This is a genomic window from Pseudomonas sp. Leaf15 (assembly GCF_001421425.1).
Classification (GTDB): Bacteria; Pseudomonadota; Gammaproteobacteria; order Pseudomonadales; family Pseudomonadaceae; genus Aquipseudomonas; species Aquipseudomonas salomonii.
Window position 1 is genome coordinate 289241 of the sequence record NZ_LMKI01000033.1, and the last position, 22337, is coordinate 311577.

Below are 22337 nucleotides of genomic sequence, written 5' to 3' on the forward strand. Positions count from 1 at the left end.
CATCATCTGACCGGGTAGAGCGCTTGATCCTACGCGGTTATGCGAGCCAATCCAGCGTCAGGATCAACCGGCGCTCGTCAGCCCTGAGCGCGGGTGAGCGATGGATCAAGCCATGGTTCTCGTTACCGTGCCATTTTGTGCCCTTGAGCAGGGCCACTTCGCCGCAGTGGACCTGCTCGATACGCTCGGTGGGTTCCGCGTCGGGCTGGCTGAGTTTACGCCGGTCCATCACGCCTTCGCGCAGCCACTGGCTGCCGATGCCGGCGTAGGTGGTGATCAGTCGGACCGGCACATGGTCGACGTGAAAACGCGGGCACATGGCCTTGTCCAGCAGCCGCAAACGCACGCCAATCCTCTTGGCGCCGAGCAGGCAAGCAAACGCGCTGACCAGCCAGGACACATCGGCGATAAAACCCTCGTAGCCTTCAAGATCGCGGCAACTGGACGCTAACCCCTGCAAATTCGGCACAGCGTCCTCATTCTCGAGTTCAATCACCATGGAGTCCGCCAACGGCTCATTGAGCGCCACCAGCAAGGCGCCGAATTCGGCGATATGCAAAGGCAACTGGCGCTGCCACAGCGCCAGGTTGACGTCGTTTTCGAGGATGTCCGACAGCGCCAGCGGGGTTTCACCACGGGTTTGCCGGATCATCGGGCGCAAGGGAATTACCGGGGCCAGCATCAGGCTACCTGCTCATACCAAGGGCCAAAGGGGTCGGCCAACTGGCGCCAGCCTTCGACGCCCAGGGCCATTTCTTCATCATTAAGCAAGCACGCGTCCAGCTCGGCGCGCATCTGCGCGAAGTCGATGTTCTGGCCGATAAACACCAGTTCCTGGCGGCAGTCGCCGGTGCTCAATTGCCAGTTGCCCATGATCGCCGCCACGCTTTCTTCGTCTTGCGGCCACTGGCTTTTCGGCACAAAACGCCACCAGCGCCCGGCAAAACCATGGCGCATCAAACCGCCGGCCTGGGACCAACTGCCCGCATCCTGATGCTTGCTCGCCAGCCAGAAAAAGCCCTTGGAGCGCAGCAGTTTGCCGTTCACCCAAGGGCGGTCGATAAAGTCGAAGAAGCGTTGCGGATGAAACGGGCGACGCGCGCGGTAAGCGGTGGCGGCGATGCCATATTCTTCGGTTTCCGGCACGTGTTCACCGCGCAACTCCTGCAACCAGCCCGGCGCTTGCGCTGCGCGTTCGAAGTCGAAGCGGCCGGTGTTGAGAATCTTGTTCAGCGGCACTTCGCCCATCACCATCGGGATGATTTCCGCCTGGGCATTGAGGCGCTCAAGGATGGCCATCAACTCCTCGCGTTCGCGGCTGCTGATCAGGTCGATCTTGCTGATCAGGATCACGTCGGCGAATTCGATCTGCTCGATCAGCAGGTCAGTGATGGAACGCTCGTCGTCTTCGCCCAGGGTTTCACCCCGGGAAGCCAGGCTTTCGGCAGCTTGGTAATCGAGCAGGAAATTCATGCCGTCGACCACGGTGACCATGGTGTCCAGGCGTGCGATGTCGGCCAGGCTTTGCTCGTTTTCATCACGAAACGTGAAGGTTTCGGCCACGGGCAGTGGCTCGGAAATACCGGTGGACTCGATCAACAGGTAATCGAAGCGACCTTCCTTGGCGAGCTTTGTGACTTCTTCCAGCAAGTCTTCACGCAAGGTGCAGCAGATGCAGCCGTTGCTCATCTCGACCAGCTTTTCTTCGGAGCGATTCAGGGTGACGTCGCGCTGCACCTCGCTGCCGTCGATATTGATTTCACTCATGTCGTTGACGATCACCGCCACCCGCAGGTTTTCGCGGTTGCGCAGAACGTAGTTGAGCAGCGTGCTTTTACCGGCGCCGAGGAAGCCGGACAGCACGGTAACGGGAAGGCGATTGGTCATCAGGTAGTCCTCATCAGGGTTGGCCGGTCAAATCGCCCGTTTATGGCGTTCGCGCAGCTCTTCACGTTCTTTGGCTTCGATACACAGGGTGGCGGTGGGCCGCAGCAGCAGGCGTTGCAGGCCGATGGGTTCGCCGGTTTCGCGGCACCAGCCGTATTCGCCGCGGGCCAGCAGTTCGAGGGCATCGTCGATCTTGTCCAAGAGCTTTTTTTCACGCTCCAGCAGGCGCAGCTGCCATTGGCGCTGCTCTTCGGCGCTGCCGATGTCGGCCAGGTCGCTGTTGGTTTCCTGCTCGCGCAGCAGCAAAAATTCGGCCTCGATACGCGCCTGCAATTCGTCGCGCTGGGTCAGCAACAGTGTTCGGAAGAAACCTTGCTGAGCGTCATTCATGTAGTCGGCGGGCGGTTGGGCCAGAAGGTCTTGTTCAGTCATGGGAAGCGGTTCACGGGGTCAGGCTGTTTTTTGATGTTATAGTATAACAATACAAATAAGCCAATCCCCGCTTGCTCGCCACGACGAAGGGCGCAATGCTGGAACACTTTCTTGCCCGAGAGGCGCTATGAAAACCCTGGTGTGTGCCCTGTTACTGGGCGTGGCAGGCACTGCCTGCGCGCAAACGCCGAGCCTGTTGGCGAACTGCACGCGCAGCGCCAACCTGCTGGCCTGTGTAGACCCGCTGGGCAACGCCTACAGCGTGGCGACGGTGGGCAGCACCACGTATTTGCGCGGTTTTGAAGTGATCGGCAAACGCTATTGGGCACAGACCAGCAGCCGCTACGGGCAACTGACGTTCTTTACCGGGTTGGCGTCCGATGGTGAGGCGTGGGTCGGCTACACACGCCGCGTGGGCTGGACCACCATCAACCGGTTTTCCAGTTCGGGTGGCGCCAGCGCCAAGTTCACGTGCAGCCGTATAGCCGGCTGTTAGACCTGGCCACTCTTCTGTTCCTGAACCCAAGCCATGTAGCTGTTCATCGGCGGGTTCTTCTCGAAGTATTTTTTCAGGCCGTCGAACAGCCCATCCGCCACGGCTTGTTGATGACGCGCCGTCACCAGCCGCTGGGCGTCCTGGGTGTTGGAGATAAACCCGGTTTCCACCAGGATCGACGGCACGTCGGGTGATTTGAGCACCGCAAACCCGGCTTGCTCCACGCGTTTCTGGTGCAGCGTGGTGATGCTTTGCAGACTGCCCAACACCGAACTGCCCAGTTGCAGGCTGGAGGCGATGGTGGCGTTCATCGACATATCGAGAATCACCCCGGCGAGCATCGGGTCCTTGTCCTTGAGGTTGAGCAAGGTGGTGGCGCCCAGCAGGTCGGCGCCGTTCTCGCGCTGCGCCATAAAGCGCGCGGTGGCGGAGGTGGCGCCGCCTTCCGACAACGCATACACCGAAGCGCCCGACGCGGTGAGCCGTGGCGCGGCGTCGGCATGCACCGAGATAAACATATCGGCCTTGTGCTGACGGGCAATGTCCACGCGCTTGCGCAGCGGCACGAAGAAGTCGTCGTTGCGCACCAGCTTCACGTCAAAGCCCTTCTCGCGCTTCAAGCGTTTGGCCAGCAGTTGGGCGATGGACAGCACCACGTCTTTTTCGCGCTGGCCCTTGGAGCCGATGGCGCCAGGGTCTTTGCCGCCGTGGCCGGGGTCGACCACCACAATGATGTCGCGCTTGGGATGGGCCTTGTCGACTGGGGCGACTAATGGCGTCGGCTGCGCAGCAATCTGGCGCGGCGCGTGGGTGGCGCTGGTCAGGTCGAGTACCAGCCGATGGCCTTGGCCATCCTGCGGCGGCAATAGAAAGCTGTTGAACTGCATCGGCGAAGCCAGGTCCAGCACGATGCGCGTATCACTCTTGCCGAAATGCCCCGAACGAATCGAAGTAATCCCGCTGTTCTTCAACGCCAACTGAGAGAAGTCACCACTGAGCCCGGCGCCGCTCAGGTCGATGATCACACGCTCCGGCGACGTCAGGGAGAAGGTCTTGTATTGCACCGGGCCGCTGAGGTCGAACACCAGCCGCAGTTTGTCGTCGGAGCGCCACAAGCGCGCATTACGAATCTGTGTGGCAAACGCCCCCAATGGAAAGGTGAACAGAGGGCTGACCAGCAGCAGATTGAGAAGCTGACGTCTGTGCATGAAAAACACCGCAAATAAAGGAGCGTCCCTGCTCGACATGACTGAAGAAAGACTGGAGCAGAAAAATCGTCGTCGACTTAATGGTTATAATATAACATGTCTTTTTATTTCCAACGATGGACCTGCTCATGAACGCGCTGACTCTGCCGGATATCGCCGCGCAGGCTTCACGGCAAGCCTTGCCACTCGACTGGGTGGGCATGTGCGGCATCGCCCTGCCAATCCTCATCGACGGCCAACGCCTGACTGCCACCGCCGATGCAGGCGTAAGCCTGGACGATGGCGAGGCTCGTGGCATTCATATGTCGCGCCTGTACCTGGCTTTGGAAATGCTCGACCAGCAGCTTCTTACACCTGCACTTCTGCGTAATGTACTGCAGCGTTTTCTCGAGAGTCATGAAGGATTATCTAAGAACGCCTACTTGCGTATTCACACGGACTTGTTACTCAAACGCCAAGCGCTGGTCAGCCCGCTGGCCGGTTGGAAAAGCTACCCGGTGTGCATCGAAGCGCGTCTGGAAAACCAGATGTTCCACGTGGAACTAAAAATTGACGTTACTTATTCCTCAACCTGCCCTTGCTCGGCCGCGCTCGCCAGGCAGTTGATTCAGCGGCAATTTCTCCAGGACTTTGCCAACACGCCGTTGCAGCATGAGGAGGTTTTGACCTGGCTCGGCAGCGCCAACGGCATCGTCGCCACACCTCACAGCCAGCGCAGCAGCGCCCAACTGTCGATCCAACTGGACGCCAGCTACAACACCCTGCCGCTCACAGACCTGATCGACACCGTCGAAGCCGCCCTCGGCACCGCCGTGCAAACCGCTGTAAAACGCGCGGACGAACAAGCCTTCGCCTTGGCCAATGGGCAGAACCTGATGTTCTGCGAAGACGCCGCCCGCCGCCTGAACCTCGCCTTGAAACGCTCGGATGCCGTCAAAGCCTTCCACCTGAAAGTGATCCACGCCGAAAGCCTGCACGCGCACGATGCCGTGGCTGAAAGCCGCTGGACGAGAGACTCTGCATGATCACCTGCAACGCTTTGCGCTGGGGCGCCCCCGGGCAACCACTCACCCCTGCGCTGGATCTGAGCCTGGAAAAAGGCAGCCTCACCGGCATCATTGGCGCCAACGGCACGGGCAAGAGCAGCCTGCTCAAAGTCATCGCCGGGCTGCAAAAACCGTTGGCGGGCAACGTCAGCGTGGATGTTCCACGCCGTGGCGGCTTGTCGTTCCTGCCGCAGCAGCAACACCTGGACCGGCAGTTTCCAATCAGCCTGCAAGAGTTGGTCGCCGCCGGTTTCTGGGGCACCAAGCTCGGCCCGGAACAACGCAGCCAGCGTCTGCAGGCCGTGCTGGAAGACTGGTGCCTCACCGGCCTGGAACACCGACCGTTGATGGCGTTGTCTGGCGGCGAACTGCAACGCGCGCTGCTGGCGCGCATGAGCCTGGCTCAAGCACCGGTGTTGCTACTCGATGAACCTCACGCCGCCCTCGACGAAGAAGGCCAGGCGCTGTGCTGGAAACACGTGCACGCCTGGCACGATGAAGGCCGCACGGTGGTGATCGTGTGTCACGACCTCGCCTCCGTGCGCCACCACACTCAGCAAGTAGTGCAAATCAAAAGCTCTGGCTGCGTATTTGGCCCCAGTAAAGAACTGATCCGCCCGCAACCTCAAATGCAGGTGGCCTGATGCACTTCGCCGCCCACCTGTGGATGCCGTTTCAAGATTTCGTCTTCATGCGCCGCGCCCTGATTGGCGGGCTGGTGCTTGCGTGCAGCACTGCGCCGCTGGGTGTATTCCTGATCCTGCGGCGCATGAGCCTGATCGGTGACGCCGTTGCCCACGGCATCCTGCCCGGCGCCGCACTGGGCTTCTGGTTCGCCGGTATCAGCCTGCCGGCCCTGACCATCGGCGGCCTCGGTGCCGGCCTGGGCATGGCCGGTTTGTCGGCGTGGATCACCCGCCGCACCGGCCTGCGTGAAGACGCCAGCCTCGCCGCCGTCTACCCGATCTCGCTCGCCGCCGGCGTGCTGATCCTGGGCATCGCCGGCAAGCGCCTGGACCTTCTGCACCTGCTGTTCGGCTCCGCCCTGGCGGTGGATGAAACCACCCTCACCGGCATGCTCTGGGTCTCGGGTTTCAGCTTGATCGCCATGGGGCTGATCTACAAACCGCTGCTGCTGGACACCCTCGACCCGCTGTTCCTGCAAACCGTCAGCCGCCTTGGCCCACTTGCTCACGGGTTGTTCCTGACCCTGGTGGTGCTGAACCTGGTGATCGGCTTCCAGGCCATCGGCGCGTTGATGGTGGTGGGTTTGATGATGTTGCCGGCGATTGCTTCACGCTTCTGGAGCCGACGCCTGCCGGTGTTGATTGCGGTCTCGGCGGTGCTGGGATGCCTGTCGGTGTGGCTTGGTTTGCTGCTGTCGTTCTACTACTCACTGCCCAGCGGCCCGGCCATCGTGCTGGTGGCTGGCGGCGGGTATTTGCTGTCCGTGGTTTTCGGCCCGGTGCACGGCTTGCTGCGCCGCCCGCCCTCTCTTACATCCCAATGAGGTGTTTCCCGATGCGCGCTTTACTCGTGCTGTTCAGTCTTCTGCTGCCCTTGTCGATGGCCCAGGCCGCCGACAAACTCCAAGTGGTCACCAGCTTCAGTATTCTCGATGACATCACCCACCAGATCGGTGGCGACCACATCCAGATCAGCAACATGGTCGGCCCTGACTCCGACGCCCACACCTATGAGCCGACGCCGGACGATGCCAAGGCGCTGCTCAAGGCCAAGGTCATCATCAAGAACGGCCTGGGCTTCGAACCCTGGCTGGACCGCCTGGTTACCAGCACCGAAACCAAGGCCACCGTGGTCACCGCCAGCAAGGGCGTGATTTCCCACACCATGGAAGAAGACGGCGAAACCATCCCGGACCCGCACGCCTGGCACAACCTGGCCAACGCCGAAATCTATGTGAACAACATCACCAAGGCACTGGTGGCAGCCGACCCGGCCAACAAGGCCGACTACCTGCACAACAGCCAGACCTACCTGAAAGAAATCTACCGTTTGCTGGCCGAAGCCAAGACCAAGTTCGGCGCGCTGCCCGCCGGCAACCGTCGCATCGTCACTTCCCATGACGCCTTCGGTTACCTGGGCCAGGCTTATGGCATTCAGTTCCTGGCGCCACAAGGCTTGTCGACTGAGCGTGAGCCGTCGGCTGCCGAAGTCGCTGCGCTGATCACCCAGATCCGCAAGGACAAGGTCAAAGCCGTGTTCATGGAAAACATCAAGGACTCGCGCCTGCTCAAGCAGATCGCTGACGAAAGCGGCGCGCAGATCGGCGGCACGCTGTACTCCGACGCCCTCGCCGCCGAAGGCCCGGCCAGCACCTTCACCGGGCTGTTTGAGTACAACCTCAACACCTTGTGCGCCGCCCTGAGCAAGCCATGACCCTGAGCATGCTCGACCTGGAAGAGGCTGCCCTGGGCAGCCGCTTTCCACTCGAACCGGTGCTCGACGCCCTGCCGTGGAACAGCGATGGCCTGATTGCCGCCATCGCCCAGCAACACGGCAGCGGCGCTGTGCTGATGTTGGCCTGGATGAATCGCCAGGCGCTCAGCGAAACCCTGGCCAGCGGGCACGTCTGCTACTGGTCGCGCTCGCGCCAGCAACTGTGGCGCAAAGGCGAAAGCTCCGGCCACTGGCAACAGTTGATTGAGGCGCGCCTGGATTGTGATGGCGACGCCGTGCTGCTGATCGTCGACCAGCAAGGCCAGGCCTGCCACACCGGGCGGCCGACCTGTTTCTACAACGCCATTGATGGCGATCACGTTCACATTATTACGGAGCCTGTTGCATGATTCGCAAGAACCCTTCCGGCGATCTGCCGGTGATTGCCGAGTCGGCCTACGTCGACAAGACCGCGATCATCTGCGGCAAGGTCATCATTGGCGAGAACGTGTTCGTCGGCCCCTACGCCGTGATCCGCGCCGACGAAGTCGACGCCACCGGCGACATGGACCCCATCACCATCGGCGCCAACTCCAACATTCAGGACGGCGTGGTGATCCACTCCAAATCCGGTGCGGCGGTGACGATTGGAGAATTCACGTCTATCGCACATCGCTCCATCGTCCACGGCCCGTGCACCGTGGGCGACCGCGTTTTTATCGGTTTCAACAGCGTGCTGTTCAACTGCGCCGTCGGCGACGGCTGCGTGGTGCGCCATAACTCGGTGGTCGATGGCCGCGACTTGCCCGCCGCCTTCTACGTGCCCTCCACCACCCGCATCGGCCCCAATACCGACCTGTCGCAATTCCCGCCGGTGAGCGTCAGCGCCTCGGAGTTTTCCGAAGACGTCGCGCGTACCAACGTCGACCTGGTACGTGGTTACAAAGCCCTGCAAAACGAGTTCTGAACCATGAGCCGCCTGCTGATCCGCAACGCCCGCCTGGTCAATGAAGGCCAGGAATTCGACGCCGATGTGCTGGTCGCCAATGGCCGCATCGAGAAGATTGCCGCCAGCCTTGAAGGCTACAACGAGCCTGTGGAAATCGACGCCCAAGGCCAATGGCTGCTGCCGGGCATGATCGACGACCAGGTGCACTTTCGCGAACCCGGCGCGCCTGACAAAGGCAGTTTCTACAGCGAATCCCGCGCGGCGGTGGCCGGTGGCATCACCAGTTTCATGGACATGCCCAACACCAGCCCGGCCACGCTCAACCTGGAAGCACTGGCCGATAAAAAGCGCCGCGCCGCGTTGCACTCGGTGGCCAACTACGGCTTTCACTTCGGCGTGAGCAACGACAACCTCGACGTGGTTGCCGCCCTCGACCCGCGTGAAGTGGCCGGGGTCAAAGTATTTATGGGCGCCTCCACCGGCAATATGCTGGTGGACGACCCACGGATTCTGGAGCGGCTGTTTGCGCAAGTGCCGACCACCCTGCTGGCCCACTGCGAACACACGCCGAGCATCCTGACCAACGAGCAACGCCTGTGTGAGCGTTTCGGCGAGCAGATTCCTGCCGTCGCCCACCCGCTGATTCGCGATGCCGAAGCCTGTTATCGCTCGTCGTCCTTCGCCGTGGAATTGGCCAAGCGCCATGGCACGCGCCTGCATGTGCTGCACCTGACCAGCGCCCGCGAACTGGCATTGTTCGAAGACAAACCCTTGGCCGAAAAGCGCATCACCGCCGAAGTCTGCCTGCACCACCTGCTGTTCGATGACCGTGACTATCATCGCCTCGGCCACCAGATCAAATGCAACCCGGCGATCAAGACCCGCGCCGACCGCGACGCGTTGCGCCTGGCCTTGTTGAGTGATCGTCTGGATGTGATTGGCACCGACCATGCGCCGCATACCTGGGCGCAAAAACAGTTGGGCTACCGTGAAGCACCGTCCGGGTTGCCGCTGGTGCAGCACGCGTTGCCGGCGTTATTGGAATTGGTCATCGACGGGCATTTGCCCCTGACCACGCTGGTGGCAAAAACCAGTCACCGGGTGGCCGATTTATTCGCCATCCCGGACCGTGGTTATGTGCGCGAAGGCTACTGGGCTGACTTGGTGCTGATCAAACCCGAGCCTGAAGGTAAACCCGTCAGTAGCCAGCCGGTCCTCGCCCGCTGTGGCTGGACACCGTTCGCTGAACGCAGCTTTCGCCACAGCGTGAGCACCACACTGGTGTCCGGCCACCTGGCGTGGCACAACGGCCAGGTGGTCGACAGCTGCCAGGGCTTGCCCCTGCATTTTTTGCGTTAGGGGCGGGGTTTTACCGTACCGCAATCGTTGCCCAGCCATTGGGCGTGGGTGTCCAGGCTGCCCTTCTGCTGGACGCCGGTGGCATTGAAAGTACCGTTGACCTTGGTAGTGAATTCCTGCTGGCTCTGGAAGGTTGCAACGCCAGTGCCCTGGGCTTTCGGGCAGCTGAAACGGAATTTCCATTGGTTGCCGGTCCTGTCGGTCACTTCCTGCTTGCAACCCGATTGCGGGTCGGTCAGGGGGATCGAATCAGAGGCGACCTGGGCGGGCGTCAGGCATACCTGCACGCCTTTACCGGCCATGGTGATGCCTTGTTGTTCCAGCATCGCACGCTGCTCAGGGGTCATCTGTTGCTTGAGCTGACCGAGGATCAGCGACAGGTCCGGCAAATCCTGGTTATCGACTTTCATATTGCTGGTGGTCAATTCCCACAAGCCCGGCGCCAGCATCTGCGCCTGAGCCGCCACGGGCAGCGTCAGTCCAACAACCATGGCCAAACCAAGCAGACGAGCATTCATCGGGTAACTCCTGGGTAATTGTGGGCGTTAGACGCCGCAAAGCCGCCAGTGTTGCACGGCAAATAAAATAGCGACATTCGCTGTGGAACATGGTCTGTTAGGCACTCGATTGCCTGGAGTCATGTCGTTCATGGATTTTTTTGGCCCGCACCTGCTCGCCTACTTCATTGCCACGCTGCACTTTCTCGGGACGCTGGCGGCGATCCACGCGGTACTGACGGTCAGGACCGCCCAAGGCTCGATCGCCTGGGCCTTGTCGTTGATGTTCATGCCTTACCTCACGCTGATCCCGTACCTGATCTTCGGCCGCAGCACCTTCGACGCGTACATCCAGGCACGTCGCCAGGCCAACCAGGAAATGCACACCGCCATCACCGAGCTGAACTGGCGCCCATGGGTAGAAGAAGCCCTGGCCGCGCGCAACTCCAGCGCCTACGGCTCCTTGCGCGCCATGCCCAAACTGGGGCGCATGCCGTGCCTGGCCAATAATGAAGTGCGGTTGCTGATCAATGGTGAAGCCACTTTCAGCGCGATTTTCGAGGCCATCCGCAACGCCAAAACTGCAGTGCTGTTTCAGTTTTTCATCATTCATGACGACGAGCTTGGCAGACAGCTGCATGCGCTGCTGAAGGAAAAAGCTGCCGAAGGCGTAGACATTCACGTGCTCTACGACCGCATCGGCAGCCACGCCCTGCCCCACCGTTATGTGCAATCGCTGCGCGACGCCGGGGTCAAAGTCAAAGCGTTCGCCACCCGCAGCGGCTGGCTCAACCGTTTCCAGGTCAACTTCCGTAACCATCGCAAAATCGTGGTGGTGGACGGCATTACCGGCTTTGTCGGCGGGCACAACGTCGGCGATGAATACCTGGGCAAAAAGCCGCCACTGGCACCCTGGCGCGACACCCATGTGCAGGTCACAGGCCCGGTGGTGGCGTGCCTGCAGGAGTCATTTGCCGAAGACTGGTTCTGGGCGGCGCGCGAACTGCCGCCACTGATTTTGCCGGACACTTACCCCGAAGATGGCGTGCTCTGCCAATTGCTCGCCAGCGGCCCGGCCGATCCGTACGAAACCTGCTCGCTGTTTTTTGTCGAAGCCATTCATGCGGCGACCGAACGCGTGTGGATCACCAGCCCGTATTTCGTCCCCGATGAAGCCGTGTTCTCGGCCTTGCGCCTGGCCGTGCTGCGCGGTGTTGACGTGCGCTTGCTGCTGCCGTCGCGCCCCGATCACCGCATCGTCTACGCCGCGTCCAGCCTTTATGCGATCGAAGCGGTACGCGCCGGCGTGCGGGTATTCCGCTACAAGCCAGGCTTTCTGCATCAAAAAGTCGTGTTGGTGGACAGCGAAATCAGCGCCATCGGCAGCGCGAACATGGACAACCGTTCGTTCCGGCTGAATTTTGAAGTGATGCTGCTGACGGTGGACGAGGCGTTTGCCAGCGAGGTGGAGCACATGCTGCTGGACGACTTCGCCCTGGCCCATGAAGTCAGCCAGGAAGAAAGCCGCGAGACTCGGCGCCTGCAACAGTTGGGCATGCGCGTGGCGCGGCTTATCTCACCAATCCTTTAACCCACAACACACTACAACTGTGGGAGCTGGCTTGCCTGCGATGGCGGTGTGTCAGGTAACTATCCAGTCCTGATACACCGCCATCGCAGGCAAGCCAGCTCCCACAGTTTCAAATCTCCAATGTTTTGAAGATCAGCGGTAAATATCTTCCCGCGTCCACGGCAACTCATGGCTGCCATCGGCGTGAGGCTTCACTGCCAATATCTGGTGCAAATTGATCCAGCCCCGCGCAAACGCATACGCGCAACCGGCCAGGTACAGCCGCCAGATCCGTAGTGCCTGCTCCGGCACCATCTTCGCCGCCGCTTCGAGGTTGTCTTCCAGGCGCTCGCTCCAATGATCCAGGGTGCGCGCGTAGTGCAGGCGCAGGCTTTCGACGTCGACCACTTCCAGCCCGACTTCACTGATTTCGGCGGTCATCATCGCCAGGTGCGGCAGCTCGCCGTTGGGGAAGACATAACGCTCGATAAACTCCCCGGCGCCACGGCCCACAGGTCGGCCATCGGTGTGCTTGGCGGTAATGCCATGGTTCATCACCAGGCCGCCTTCGCGCACCGCGCCAAACAGCGTCTTGCAATACTCCGCCAGGTTGGCGTGGCCGACGTGTTCGAACATGCCCACGCTGACTACTTTGTCGAAGCGACCGTCTTGCGGCAGGTCGCGATAGTCGAGCAGTTGCAGGTCAACCTGATCTTCCAGCCCTTCAGCTTTAACCCGTTCCCGAGCCAGCGCCAGCTGTTCCTTGCTCAGGGTAATGCCAAACACTTTGACCCCAAACTCGCGCGCCGCAAACCGCGCCAGCCCGCCCCAGCCACAGCCGACGTCGAGCAAATACTCACCCGGCTGCAGCCGCAATTTGCGGCACAGATGGCGAAATTTGTCTTGTTGGGCCTGGTCGATGGATTCGCTGCCGGTTTCGAAATAACCGCAGGAATACGCCATGTCCTGGTCCAGCCATAGCTGGTAGAACTCGTTGGACAGGTCGTAATGGTAGGAGATAGCCGCTGCGTCAGTGGCCTTGTCGTGGATCGAGCGCACCGGACGACTCCCCTCGTCGTCGTCGATCAGGGCATGACTCAACTCGTCACATACCCGGATAACCTCGGAAATGGAGCCTTCCAGCTCCAGCTTGCCCTCGACGAAGGCTTCGCCCAAAGCATCGAGCGTTGGATGGGTCAGCTTGGACACGACCGTGGGGTCCTTCACCACGATGGTCACACTGGGCTCGGCGCCCAAGTTGAATTCATGGCCGTCCCAGAGTCGAAGACGCAGCGGTAGCTGAAGATTCTGTAAGGCCGGTGGAAGTTGCGCGAGCATGAGTAGTCCCCCCTTGTTTCAGACGTCTGGAGTGAGGGTAGACCATCCGAAGACAAAGTAGGAGGCTATCGATTTAATAGCCTTCTTCTATGGGGCTCGGCGCTCGAGCAAACCATCCTGGATCCACTGTTTCAGCCATGTCATTGCTTGCAGTGGCGCACCCTCTGCATAAGTGACTACCAGTGCTTCGCACAGTTCTGAAAAATTCCAGCCGGTGGTCACCATTCCCGCCAAGGCACAGGCCTCAGCGGGCTCCAGGCTGCGGTAATGGCACACGTTGTAGTGGCGCCATACCAGGCAAATCTGCGCCGACTCCAGCGCGTGGCTGTCAGGAAACTCCGATTCATCTTTACTCGCCCGCCAGATTGCCACGGTATTGAAGTGACAAAGCACCTGCTGCACCGACGGCGCCAGGGTGACCTGCAACGCCGGCCATTCTTCGGGCGCCAGCTGCGCCATATCATCCAGGGCCAGCGGCTCACCCTGCGGCGCATCAAACGCCAGGGTAAATGCCCATTCCAACCGCGCCAGTTCAGCCAGCGGCGCGCTCTGTTCAGCCACCAGATGCTCGACGATAAACGCCGGGAAACGCTCACCCAACCATCGCAGGCTGTAATGGGCGGAAGGATAACGGCGCAAATAGGCTTCTGTGAGTGATGCGAACTCATCATCGCCGAGCCAATACCAAATGGCACCGAAGTCATGGCGCAGCACTTCCTGCAAGCGCGACAGGTAGGCGTTGTGATAAATCGCCAGGCCCGTGTCCACATCCAGGGTCGGCCCGCCCAGCAAGGTAGCGGCGAAACCACTGTTGGCGACTGAGTTTTCAGATAACAGGTGTTGCTCAAAGGCCAGCTGCCAATCGGTCAGGCGCATAACGATCTCCGGGCCAAGGCGGTCGCTCCCAATTCACGGGCCTTGCTCAACTCAGTGAGCAGTTCTTCGAACGGCGGGAAATGGTCATCGCGTTCCAGCAAGGTCGAGACCGGCCCCAAGCGCTCAAGTGTCTGCTGATAAAGCGCCCAAACCGGGTCGCACACCGGATGGTCATGGGTATCGACCACATAGTCGCCGTAGTCCATATGCCCGGCCAGATGCAGCTGGCGGATACTTTCAGGCGGTAAACTGCGGATAAAGGTCCAGGCATCAAAACCGTGGTTGCGCGAGCTGACATACACGTTGTTCACGTCCAGCAGCAGCTGGCACCCGGTCAGATGAGCCAGGGCATTGAGGAATTCCCACTCGGTGAACTCATCGGCCTTGGAGCGCACATAGCTGGAGACGTTTTCCAGTACCAATGGGCGCTGCAACACATCCTGCACTTGGCGCACGCGGGCAGCCACGTGGTAAAGGCTTTCTTCGGTGTAAGGCAGCGGCAGCAAGTCGTGCAACTGATGGGCACTGCCACGGCTCCAGCACAGGTGATCGGAGATCCACGCAGGCTGGATGCGCTCGGCAAGCTGTTTGATTTGTTTCAGGTAATCGGTATCGAGCGCATGCGGCCCGCCGATGGACAGGGACACACCGTGCATCACCAGGGGATAACGCTCGGCTATCGCGTCCAGGTAATACAAGGCTTTACCGCCCTGGACCAGATAATTCTCGGAGATCACTTCGAACCAATCCACGGCCGGCGATTGTTCAAGGATCTGCTGGTAGTACTCGCTGCGTAAACCCAGGCCGTAACCCAGACTTGTAAGGGAAGCGGACATCACACACTCCTGGGCAAAGTGTCCGCAGCGGTGGGGGGCATCCGCTGCGGGAGCACTGAGTTGCCGGTTATTCGCCGACTTTGCCGCCAGCCTTGGTGCAAGCGTCTGCACTGGCCATAGCCTTGAAGCCCTGACCTTTGCACGAACCTTGACCTTTGCAAGCGTGGTCTTTGGTTTTGCAATCGTTCTGGCCTTTGCACGCGTTGATGCCGTAGCAGTGCACAGCGGTGTCAGCGGCTTGAGCCTGAGTGACAACACCAGCAAACATGGTAGCGGCGGCCATTGCGAGGGCGGCACCAGCAGCAGCGGATTTGAAGTTCATTTTTGTATTCCTCATGATCGGTAGTGGAATCGGTCTGAACGGATTGTTCAGTCTCGACATACCACTAGAGTGAGGTCCCTCACCGGCGTTACAGCAGTGTGCAAATATTTCTGAAAATTATTCATCCAGCTTCAAAAGCGGCTCCTGAAAGCGCAGCAAACGCCCGGCATTCCCCAATACCAGCAGGGTGCTGAGGTTATGCAACACCGCCGCAATCATTGCCCCGGCAGCGCCCAGCCAACCAAACGCGGCGAACACCACGATGGCCAGCGTCCAGCCCAGGCCGATGATCACGTTGACCTGCAACGTGTGCCGGCACTGGCGGCTCAAGCGCACGCAAGTGCCGAGGCGACGCAGATCGCTGCCGATCAGTACCACGTCCGCCGACGCCAGGGCGATGTCCGCCCCGCCCGCACCCATTGCCACGCCGACCACGCCCGCTTTGAGTGCCAGGGAATCGTTGATCCCGTCACCCACGACCATGGGGCGGAACCCACTGCTGATTTCTCCCAGCACGCGGTTGAGCTTGTCCTCCGGCAAAGCCTGCGCTTCGACGTCGCTGATACCTACGTCGAGCGCCAGGCTGTCGGCCACGCTCTGGCGGTCGCCGGTCAGCAGCAGTTGGCGGCCCAGGCCGAGGTCGCGCAGCTCTTGCAGCGCCTGACGTGCTTCCGGCTTGACGCTGTCGGCCAGCAACAGCCAGGCCAGGAACTGTCCGTTCAACGCCAGCCCGGCAATCGGGCCGTCATGGTTCGGGACTGTCGTCGTGACAATACCCAACTGCTCGAACAACTCCGGTCGCCCCAGCGCCGCCTCGCCCTGCCCGGTTTGCGCCACGACGCCAAGCCCCTGGCGTTCGTGAATATCCGTCAGCACCAGCATCTGCTCTTGCGTGGCCAAACCGGCCAGCGCACGGCTGACCGGGTGACTGCTGGCCGAACCGAGGCTGGCGGCGAGATTCAACAACACCTGCCGATCCGGTGCCGTGGTTTCGATGGACTGCAAACGCAGCGTGCCGAAGGTCAGCGTGCCGGTCTTGTCGACCACCAACGAGGTCAGGTCCGCCAACTCCTCCAGAAACGCCGAGCTGCGAATCAAAATCCCATGGCGCGCGGCCACGGCAATCCCGGCAATCGCTGTGGCCGGCGCCGACAGCACCAAGGCACACGGGCACGCCGCCACCAGCACCGCCAACATCGCCTGGGCGTCATTGGTGACAAACCAGGTCACCGCCGCCAGCAGCAACACCAACACCATATAGCTGCCGGCATAACGCTCCAGCAGCCGCGTGATGGGTGGCTTGGAGCGTTCAGCGTTTTGCATAAGCGCAATGACCTTGCCCAAGGTCGATTCATCGCCGGTGCGCGTCACTTGCAAGCGCAACAACCCATCCAGGTTGATCGCCCCGCCAAACACCTGCACACCGACACTGGCTTCCAACGGCACCGACTCACCCGTGATGGGCGCCGTGTCCAGGCTCGCCTGGCCCGACAGCACCACGCCGTCGGCGGGCACGCGATCACCGGCGCGCACTTCGACAATATCGCCGGTGTTCAGCGTGCCGTTATCCACTTCAATAATGCTGCCATCGGCCTGCACCAACCGCGCATGGCTGCGGGTCAGTTTGCCCAGGGCGTGAATCGCTTCCTGGGAGCCGATCACGCTGCGCTCTTCCAGCACATGGCCGAAGATCATGATGATCGGCAACAACGCGGCGGTCAGTAGATCACCCGTCGCCCAGGCACCCAGCATCGCCAGCGCGATCAACTGATCGGTGATGCCATGCAGGCTGGGGTAACGCAGGCTGTACCAGGCCGAGCGCATCACCGGCACGGCCACCAGCAGGGACGCAACGCCGAGCAGTAATTGGCTGACGCCGGTCTGGTCCGGCGCAAGCCAGCGCCAGACCAGACCAAGCACCAGCAGTCCCAAGGCCAACATGGCCAGGGTCAATTGCCGGGCAGCGCTGCGCTGCTCGGCGGAGGTCAACATGGGCGCGCTCATTGCTCGGCTCCCTGAATGATCAAGCGGGAGTCGTCTTTAGGGTCGACGGTGGTCACGGAACCTGCCTGGCCAAGAATCTTCGGCAAGCGCTCGCGGTACAGCCGCAGCAACAAGCCCGGGTCTTTCACCTGCGCCAGGCTGGTAACAGTCGCGGTTTGCGCCTGGGCGTTGGCCAAGCGTTCGCTGGCCTGGGCGTGGGCAACCTGCACCAGCCGATCGGCTTCCTGATTGGCGGTCTGGGTGAGTTTTTCCGCTTCGGTGCGCGCATTGGCCACGGCTTTGTCAGCTTGCTGGCTGGCCGTCAGCACGGCGTTGAAGGCATTGACTGCCGGGCCTGGCAGGCTCGATTGCACATCCACGCGGGTGACTTCGATGCCCAAGCCCAACCCCGTCGAAGCCAGCTCCGCCAGGCGTTTATTGATACCTTGCACCAAGTCACCGCGCAGCCGCTCACGGCGCTCGGCGGCGCCGTTGTCGGTGCCGATCAGTTCAGGGCGCGCCACCAGAATCGTGTCCAGGTCGCGCGCGGCGGTCAGTGCCACCGCGCTGCGCGTCACCAGCCGATCCAGGGCCGGCAGCACATGCTCGCCCTGCAACACAAAGGCGTAAGGTTCCGTGACCTTATAGAACACCCGCACATCCAGCTGCACCACACCGGCATCGCCGGTCAGCAAATAGCCTGAACCGGCCAGCGCATCGCTCAAGGGCGTAGCAAAACTGGCCACGCGGTCGGCCTGGATCGCTGCCTCGGAGCGCAACAAGTTCTCCACACGCCGCTCGATCACACGGTCCGCCGCCGGCAACAGCACCACTTGCTCGAAGGGCTGAGGCCATGCCAGCAACAGCCCGGCGTTCTGGATGCGGTCAAGCGCGCCGAAGTGCAACACCACGGCGCGGTTTTGCGGGTCGATCTGGCGCACATTCGAAAACGCCCAGGCCAACGCCGCCAACACCGTCACTGCGTACAGCGCCAGGAAGGTCAGACGCCCGGCCTGGATCCACGGGCTGTCCGGGCCGTCACGCTCGGTCATGGCTGAACGTCCTTGGGCCCGTCTACCAATGCACGGAACGGCGCAGCATCGGTGCGCAGGATGATCTTGGTGCCCGGCGTGACCACCGTGCCCAAGGTATCGAGCGAGCGCAGCAGGTTGTACAACTGCGGGTTGCCGGCGTAGGCACGCCCGTAAATCTGCGCCGCCTCAACCCGCGACTGGGCTTCGATATCGGCGGCTTTCACCGTGGCATCGGCTTGCACGATGCGCGCATCCCGCTCGGCAGCGGAGCGAATCTGCGCCGCTTCCCGCTTGCCCACGGCGGTGCGTTCAGTGGCGATGGTTTCGCGCTCGGCGCGCATGCGGTCGACGGTGGCGGTCAGGGTGACGGATGGCAACGTCAGGCGCTCGACGCCCACTTGCGCCACGCGTACGCCATAGGTGGTGAGCAATTGTTGATCAATCTGCTGGCGCAGCTGGGCTTCAAAATCAGCGATGCGCACCTGGCTGGCATCGGTGTTGATCAGGCTCGACAGGTCGAAGCTGGCCGCCGTGGTTTCCAGCGCCGAGCCGACGAAGGTGCGAATCTGCCGCGCCGCTTCATCCGGCTGGTTCTGCACCGCACGCATAAAACGCTGCACATTTTCGGCATCGCCCTGCACCTGCCACGCCACGTAGGCCTGCACGATGATGCGCAGGCCATCGCGGGTACCCACGTCCTGCAAACCGCTGGAGGTGGTGCGCAGACGCAGGTCCACCGGGATCGCCGCTTCGAACGGCGCCGGCCAGCGCCAGCCCAGGCCTGGCTCCAGCAATACCCGCGCCGGGTTGCCGAAGCGGGTAATCACCGTGGCTTCACCGGAGCGCACCTGCACCAGGCTCGCCGCAGCAACGGCAAACAACACCAGCAATACCGCCCAGGCCATGCGCCGCCATGGGAACGGGCCCGCGGCCTGTTCGTCGCCATGATGGTGATGGTGGTGGCCATGATGGTGATGACCGTGATCGTGATCGTGAGAATGAGCGCTCAACAGACAGACTCCTTATTGAACGGCTTTACGCGGCGCCATCGGGTCGGCCGGCAAAGTAAAAGAACGCAGATCGATCGTCGGCGCGCCATCGGCGCCCAGGCGGTGATCCAGAATAAGCAGCTTGGCGTGGGCCAGGCCTTGGCTGAGTTGGCCCAGGTACTGTTCCAGCACAAAGGCGCGACCCGCAGTGGCGTAGGCTTTTTGTTCGGCGGTAAAACGCAGGTCGGCCGCTTGGGCACCGGCGTTCACTTCACGGGCAGTGGCCAGCGCCTGGTCGCGGGCGGTGCTGGCCTGCAGCAACGCCTGGTTGGTTTGCTCGCTGGCAGCCCCGCGCTCGCGGGAGATCAGCGCCTGGGCGCCAATTTGTGCCGCCTGCACACCGTGGTAAGCGTTGGCTGCACCGGCCGGTGGATGGATTGCTTCCACCACCGTGGCGAGAATTTCCACGCCGCTGTCGAGTTTTTGCAGGTCTGCCTGCACGGCGCGGCCCACTTCATCGGCGAGGCTGGTACGTTGCTCGCCGAGCAATTCGTCAAGGGTGCGCGACGCAAAGTCATGCACAAGGATGCGGCTGGCGGTGCTGCGAATCAGCGTTGGTACATCCGCGCTGTTATAGGTGGCGGCCAGCGCAGCCTTGTCCGTCAGGCCGATGCGGTAGACGAAACGCACATCCATATTGACGATCTGGAAGCTCTGCTTGTCGCCACTGCTGCTGGCAATCACCTGGGACTTGTCATTCACATGGCTGGCGTCCCACAAACGATTGGCGATTAGCGGCGCCGGGCCTTCCGCCGAGGCCAACTGCGGTGCGGCGGCCTCGCTGACGCTGGTCGCCAGTTCATGCACCACACCGTTTTCCACGCTCAGCACGCGCCCCAATGGCCAAGGCAACCCGGCATGCAAGCCCGGCCCGAACACCTGCACGGGCTTGCCGAAGCGCTCATAAATCCCACGGCCTTGCAGGGGCACTTCATGCACGCCGGTCAGCGCCCAGCCTACTGCCAGCACCACCAGCAGCACTGGCAAAAAAGCCCGGCGCATGTAGGTAAACGCCCAGATCTGGCGTAAGTCGATACCGAACCGGTTGTGCAATTCGTGCTGCAACGCCAGCAAGGGTTGGGGTGGCCAACGCAGCAGGCCCGCGATAAAGCTCTGCGCCATCAAGCGCGGTTCGAGGCGCGGCTGGCGCGGGCTGAACAGTGACAGCACGCCTCTTAGCAGAAACTCCAGCGCCACCACCGCGGGCAACAGCCCCGTCAACACCGCCAGGCGCAGCGGCCACACGGATTCGGCACCGGCAAACAGCAGGCAGATCGCACTGACCACCAGGCTGACAATCGCCACGCGGCTCAACTGCGCCAACTGCGAAGCCTCCGGCCATTGCGCAGCGGTTTCCTGGGCCAGGCGGCGCTCGAACACCAACAAGCCAAAGGCCAACGCCAGGGCCACTGCTGCGCCGATGCTCGCCGATTGCCCCAGCGCGGCGGCGGGCAAGGCCAGGTTCCAGAATTCGATGATGCTGATCAGCGCCAGCAACGACCAGCCGCACAGCCACAGCACCGGCGCGCCGATCTGTGCCAGCACGCCGCTGCCAAACCGATTGATCGCCCGGGCGAACGCGCCAACCTCTTCGCCGGAGGCTTCGATCAGTTCAGCCGAGGGCGTTTCCAGCGCCTGGGCGCGCCAATCCGCCACCCACCACGCCGACTGCAACCCGGCCACCAGCACCAGCAAGGCCGACGCGCAGTTGATCAGCACCACCGGCCAGATCGACAGCGGCGCAAACAGCGCGACAAACAGCGCCAGCACCCAACCGGCCACGGCCAGGGCCGTCAGGCTGATGCCCGCCTGGCGCAATCGGCGGGCATGAAACAGCCCTTGTTGAAAACGCGGAAGGCCTTCCACCGAAGCGCCGTCAGCTTCCAGATCCACTTGCATCCACTTAACGTCCGCTACACACAATTGGTTACGATATAACACGGAGCGTGAAATTTTTGTCCGAAAACAGCGCAAATCCCTTGTGGGAGCGGGCTTGCTCGCGATAGCGGTCTGCCAGTTTTTGATGGTTGGCCTGATACACCGCCATCGCAGCATAGATATCTACACAACTTTTGAAGGCCGCCACTTTCTCCTGTGGCGAGCAGGCTTGTCCTGCGTTGGGCTGCGAAGCAGCCCCAGTGAAGGCACTGCAATTTTCCTGAAAGTACTCAGTGTCTGGGTTTGGGGCCGCTTCGCAGCCCAACGCAGGACAAGCCTGCTCGCCACAACGGCTCACCTGCCACAGATTTCGTGTCAACCGGCTGTGTAGATACCTATGCCCATCGCAGGCAAGCCAGCTCCCACATTTGTTCTGCGGTGCTCTCTGAATAGTGATTAAACCCCCAGAAACACAAGCCATCACTGGTGCAGGCACAGATTAATCGGCACACTCCAAACAGTTTTTCGCGGGCCCATGGACAAGGAAGCGTCATGATTTCGATCTACCAGCTCAAACCGCGTTTTCAGAACCTGCTGCGCCCTCTTGTGCAGCGTCTTTACGACAACGGCACCACCGCCAACCAGATCACCGTGCTGGCCGGCGTCGTTTCCTTGCTGGTCGGCCTGTTGATCGCCGGCTTTGCTCAACACCTCTGGCTGTTTGCTCTGATCCCGCTGTGGATGATCCTGCGCATGGCCCTCAATGCCATCGACGGCATGCTCGCACGCGAATTCGGCCAGCAATCGCGCCTGGGCGCCTACCTCAATGAACTGTGCGACGTGATCGCCGACAGCGCGTTGATCCTGCCCTTTGCGCTGATTCCCGGCGTGAGCCTGGCGCCGGTGCTGCTGGTGACATTGCTCGCCGTATTCAGCGAATACGCTGGCGTATTGGGGCCGATGGTCGGTGCCTCACGGCGCTATGACGGGCCGATGGGCAAAAGTGATCGTGCGTTCGTGCTCGGTGTACTCGCCACTGGCGTGGCGCTGGGCTGGCTCGGCGCCGGCTGGGTCGACGCGGTGATGTGGCTGGTGGCTGCCCTGCTCGCCTACACCTTGGTCAACCGTGTGCGTCAGGGCCTCAAAGAACAACAAGAAACCTCTCCGATTGCATAAG

The 22337-nt window shown here is 61.6% G+C and carries 23 protein-coding genes; 10 read left to right on the top strand and 13 right to left on the bottom strand.

Going from position 1 to position 22337, the window contains the following annotated elements:
- Positions 1-37: 37 nt before the first annotated feature.
- The 3 genes from ASE80_RS22810 to dksA are packed head-to-tail and all read right to left on the bottom strand — an operon-like array spanning position 38 to position 2319.
- Complete coding sequence (locus ASE80_RS22810) at positions 38-682, bottom strand: DUF1826 domain-containing protein (RefSeq protein WP_056860910.1); 645 nt, start codon at positions 680-682, stop codon at positions 38-40.
- On the bottom strand, positions 682-1887 hold the full coding sequence (zigA, locus tag ASE80_RS22815; protein WP_056860911.1) for a zinc metallochaperone GTPase ZigA: 1206 nt from the start codon (positions 1885-1887) through the stop codon (positions 682-684). Before zigA ends, ASE80_RS22810 begins: the two co-directional genes overlap by 1 nt.
- A gap of 27 nt (positions 1888-1914) precedes the next feature.
- Positions 1915-2319, bottom strand: coding sequence for an RNA polymerase-binding protein DksA (gene dksA, locus ASE80_RS22820; protein WP_056860912.1), 405 nt, complete (start codon positions 2317-2319; stop codon positions 1915-1917).
- 127 nt (positions 2320-2446) lie between these two features.
- Here dksA and ASE80_RS22825 point away from each other — a divergent pair, with 127 nt between their 5' ends.
- Positions 2447-2815, top strand: coding sequence for a hypothetical protein (locus tag ASE80_RS22825; RefSeq protein ID WP_056860913.1), 369 nt, complete (start codon positions 2447-2449; stop codon positions 2813-2815).
- Here ASE80_RS22825 and ASE80_RS22830 read toward each other — a convergent pair.
- Positions 2812-4023 carry an N-acetylmuramoyl-L-alanine amidase gene (locus tag ASE80_RS22830; RefSeq protein WP_056860914.1) on the bottom strand — a complete coding sequence of 404 codons (1212 nt, stop codon included), beginning with the start codon at positions 4021-4023 and terminating at the stop codon, positions 2812-2814. The genes ASE80_RS22825 and ASE80_RS22830 overlap by 4 nt on opposite strands.
- Positions 4024-4151: 128 nt before the next feature.
- Here ASE80_RS22830 and folE2 point away from each other — a divergent pair, with 128 nt between their 5' ends.
- From folE2 to ASE80_RS22865, 7 genes are read left to right on the top strand one after another with little or no spacing between them, the layout of a single operon-like run.
- Complete coding sequence (gene folE2, locus ASE80_RS22835; protein WP_056860915.1) at positions 4152-5048, top strand: GTP cyclohydrolase FolE2; 897 nt, start codon at positions 4152-4154, stop codon at positions 5046-5048.
- Entirely contained in the window at positions 5045-5713 is a 669-nt protein-coding gene (locus ASE80_RS22840) for a metal ABC transporter ATP-binding protein (RefSeq protein WP_056860916.1), read from the top strand. Before folE2 ends, ASE80_RS22840 begins: the two co-directional genes overlap by 4 nt.
- On the top strand, positions 5713-6579 hold the full coding sequence (locus ASE80_RS22845) for a metal ABC transporter permease (protein ID WP_056860917.1): 867 nt from the start codon (positions 5713-5715) through the stop codon (positions 6577-6579). The genes ASE80_RS22840 and ASE80_RS22845 overlap by 1 nt, the downstream gene beginning before the upstream one ends.
- An 11-nt stretch (positions 6580-6590) precedes the next feature.
- Entirely contained in the window at positions 6591-7469 is an 879-nt protein-coding gene (locus ASE80_RS22850) for a metal ABC transporter substrate-binding protein (RefSeq protein WP_056860918.1), read from the top strand.
- Positions 7466-7879, top strand: coding sequence for a phosphoribosyl-AMP cyclohydrolase (gene hisI / locus ASE80_RS22855; RefSeq protein ID WP_056860919.1), 414 nt, complete (start codon positions 7466-7468; stop codon positions 7877-7879). The genes ASE80_RS22850 and hisI overlap by 4 nt, the downstream gene beginning before the upstream one ends.
- Positions 7876-8436, top strand: coding sequence for a gamma carbonic anhydrase family protein (locus ASE80_RS22860; protein ID WP_017135756.1), 561 nt, complete (start codon positions 7876-7878; stop codon positions 8434-8436). Before hisI ends, ASE80_RS22860 begins: the two co-directional genes overlap by 4 nt.
- Before the next feature lie 3 nt (positions 8437-8439).
- Positions 8440-9777, top strand: a complete 1338-nt coding sequence (locus ASE80_RS22865; protein ID WP_056860920.1) for a dihydroorotase — start codon at positions 8440-8442, stop codon at positions 9775-9777.
- On the opposite strand, the gene ASE80_RS22870 is transcribed toward ASE80_RS22865, so the two are convergent.
- A complete protein-coding gene (locus ASE80_RS22870) occupies positions 9774-10295 on the bottom strand; it encodes a DUF3617 domain-containing protein (RefSeq protein ID WP_056860921.1) in 522 nt (173 codons plus the stop codon). The two genes, ASE80_RS22865 and ASE80_RS22870, sit on opposite strands and share 4 nt — an antisense overlap.
- Positions 10296-10425: 130 nt before the next feature.
- Here ASE80_RS22870 and cls point away from each other — a divergent pair, with 130 nt between their 5' ends.
- On the top strand, positions 10426-11865 hold the full coding sequence (gene cls / locus ASE80_RS22875) for a cardiolipin synthase (RefSeq protein ID WP_056861052.1): 1440 nt from the start codon (positions 10426-10428) through the stop codon (positions 11863-11865).
- 132 nt (positions 11866-11997) lie between these two features.
- Here the strand turns inward: cls and cfaB are convergent, their stop codons facing one another.
- The 8 genes from cfaB to hflK (ASE80_RS22915) all read right to left on the bottom strand — a co-directional run bounded on the left by cfaB (position 11998) and on the right by hflK (ASE80_RS22915) (position 21181).
- A complete protein-coding gene (gene cfaB / locus ASE80_RS22880) occupies positions 11998-13182 on the bottom strand; it encodes a C17 cyclopropane fatty acid synthase CfaB (RefSeq protein WP_056860922.1) in 1185 nt (394 codons plus the stop codon).
- Positions 13183-13269: 87 nt separating this feature from the next.
- Positions 13270-14058, bottom strand: a complete 789-nt coding sequence (locus ASE80_RS22885; RefSeq protein WP_056860923.1) for an HvfC/BufC N-terminal domain-containing protein — start codon at positions 14056-14058, stop codon at positions 13270-13272.
- The gene (bufB, locus tag ASE80_RS22890) at positions 14049-14894 is read right to left on the bottom strand and encodes an MNIO family bufferin maturase (RefSeq protein WP_056860924.1); all 846 of its coding nucleotides are present in this window, start codon (positions 14892-14894) and stop codon (positions 14049-14051) included. The genes ASE80_RS22885 and bufB overlap by 10 nt, the downstream gene beginning before the upstream one ends.
- Positions 14895-14961: 67 nt before the next feature.
- Entirely contained in the window at positions 14962-15216 is a 255-nt protein-coding gene (gene bufA2, locus ASE80_RS22895; RefSeq protein ID WP_017135097.1) for a BufA2 family periplasmic bufferin-type metallophore, read from the bottom strand.
- 117 nt (positions 15217-15333) lie between these two features.
- Entirely contained in the window at positions 15334-17220 is a 1887-nt protein-coding gene (locus tag ASE80_RS22900; protein WP_056860925.1) for a cation-translocating P-type ATPase, read from the bottom strand.
- The gene (gene hflK, locus ASE80_RS22905; protein WP_056860926.1) at positions 17217-18251 is read right to left on the bottom strand and encodes a protease modulator HflK; all 1035 of its coding nucleotides are present in this window, start codon (positions 18249-18251) and stop codon (positions 17217-17219) included. The genes ASE80_RS22900 and hflK (ASE80_RS22905) overlap by 4 nt, the downstream gene beginning before the upstream one ends.
- Complete coding sequence (hflC, locus tag ASE80_RS22910; RefSeq protein ID WP_162238860.1) at positions 18248-19246, bottom strand: protease modulator HflC; 999 nt, start codon at positions 19244-19246, stop codon at positions 18248-18250. Before hflC ends, hflK (ASE80_RS22905) begins: the two co-directional genes overlap by 4 nt.
- 9 nt (positions 19247-19255) lie before the next feature.
- Positions 19256-21181, bottom strand: coding sequence for a protease modulator HflK (gene hflK / locus ASE80_RS22915; RefSeq protein ID WP_056860928.1), 1926 nt, complete (start codon positions 21179-21181; stop codon positions 19256-19258).
- A gap of 531 nt (positions 21182-21712) precedes the next feature.
- Here hflK (ASE80_RS22915) and ASE80_RS22920 point away from each other — a divergent pair.
- Positions 21713-22336 (top strand): CDP-alcohol phosphatidyltransferase family protein, encoded by a 624-nt coding sequence (locus tag ASE80_RS22920; protein WP_056860929.1) that lies wholly within the window; start codon positions 21713-21715, stop codon positions 22334-22336.
- Position 22337: the final 1 nt, after the last annotated feature.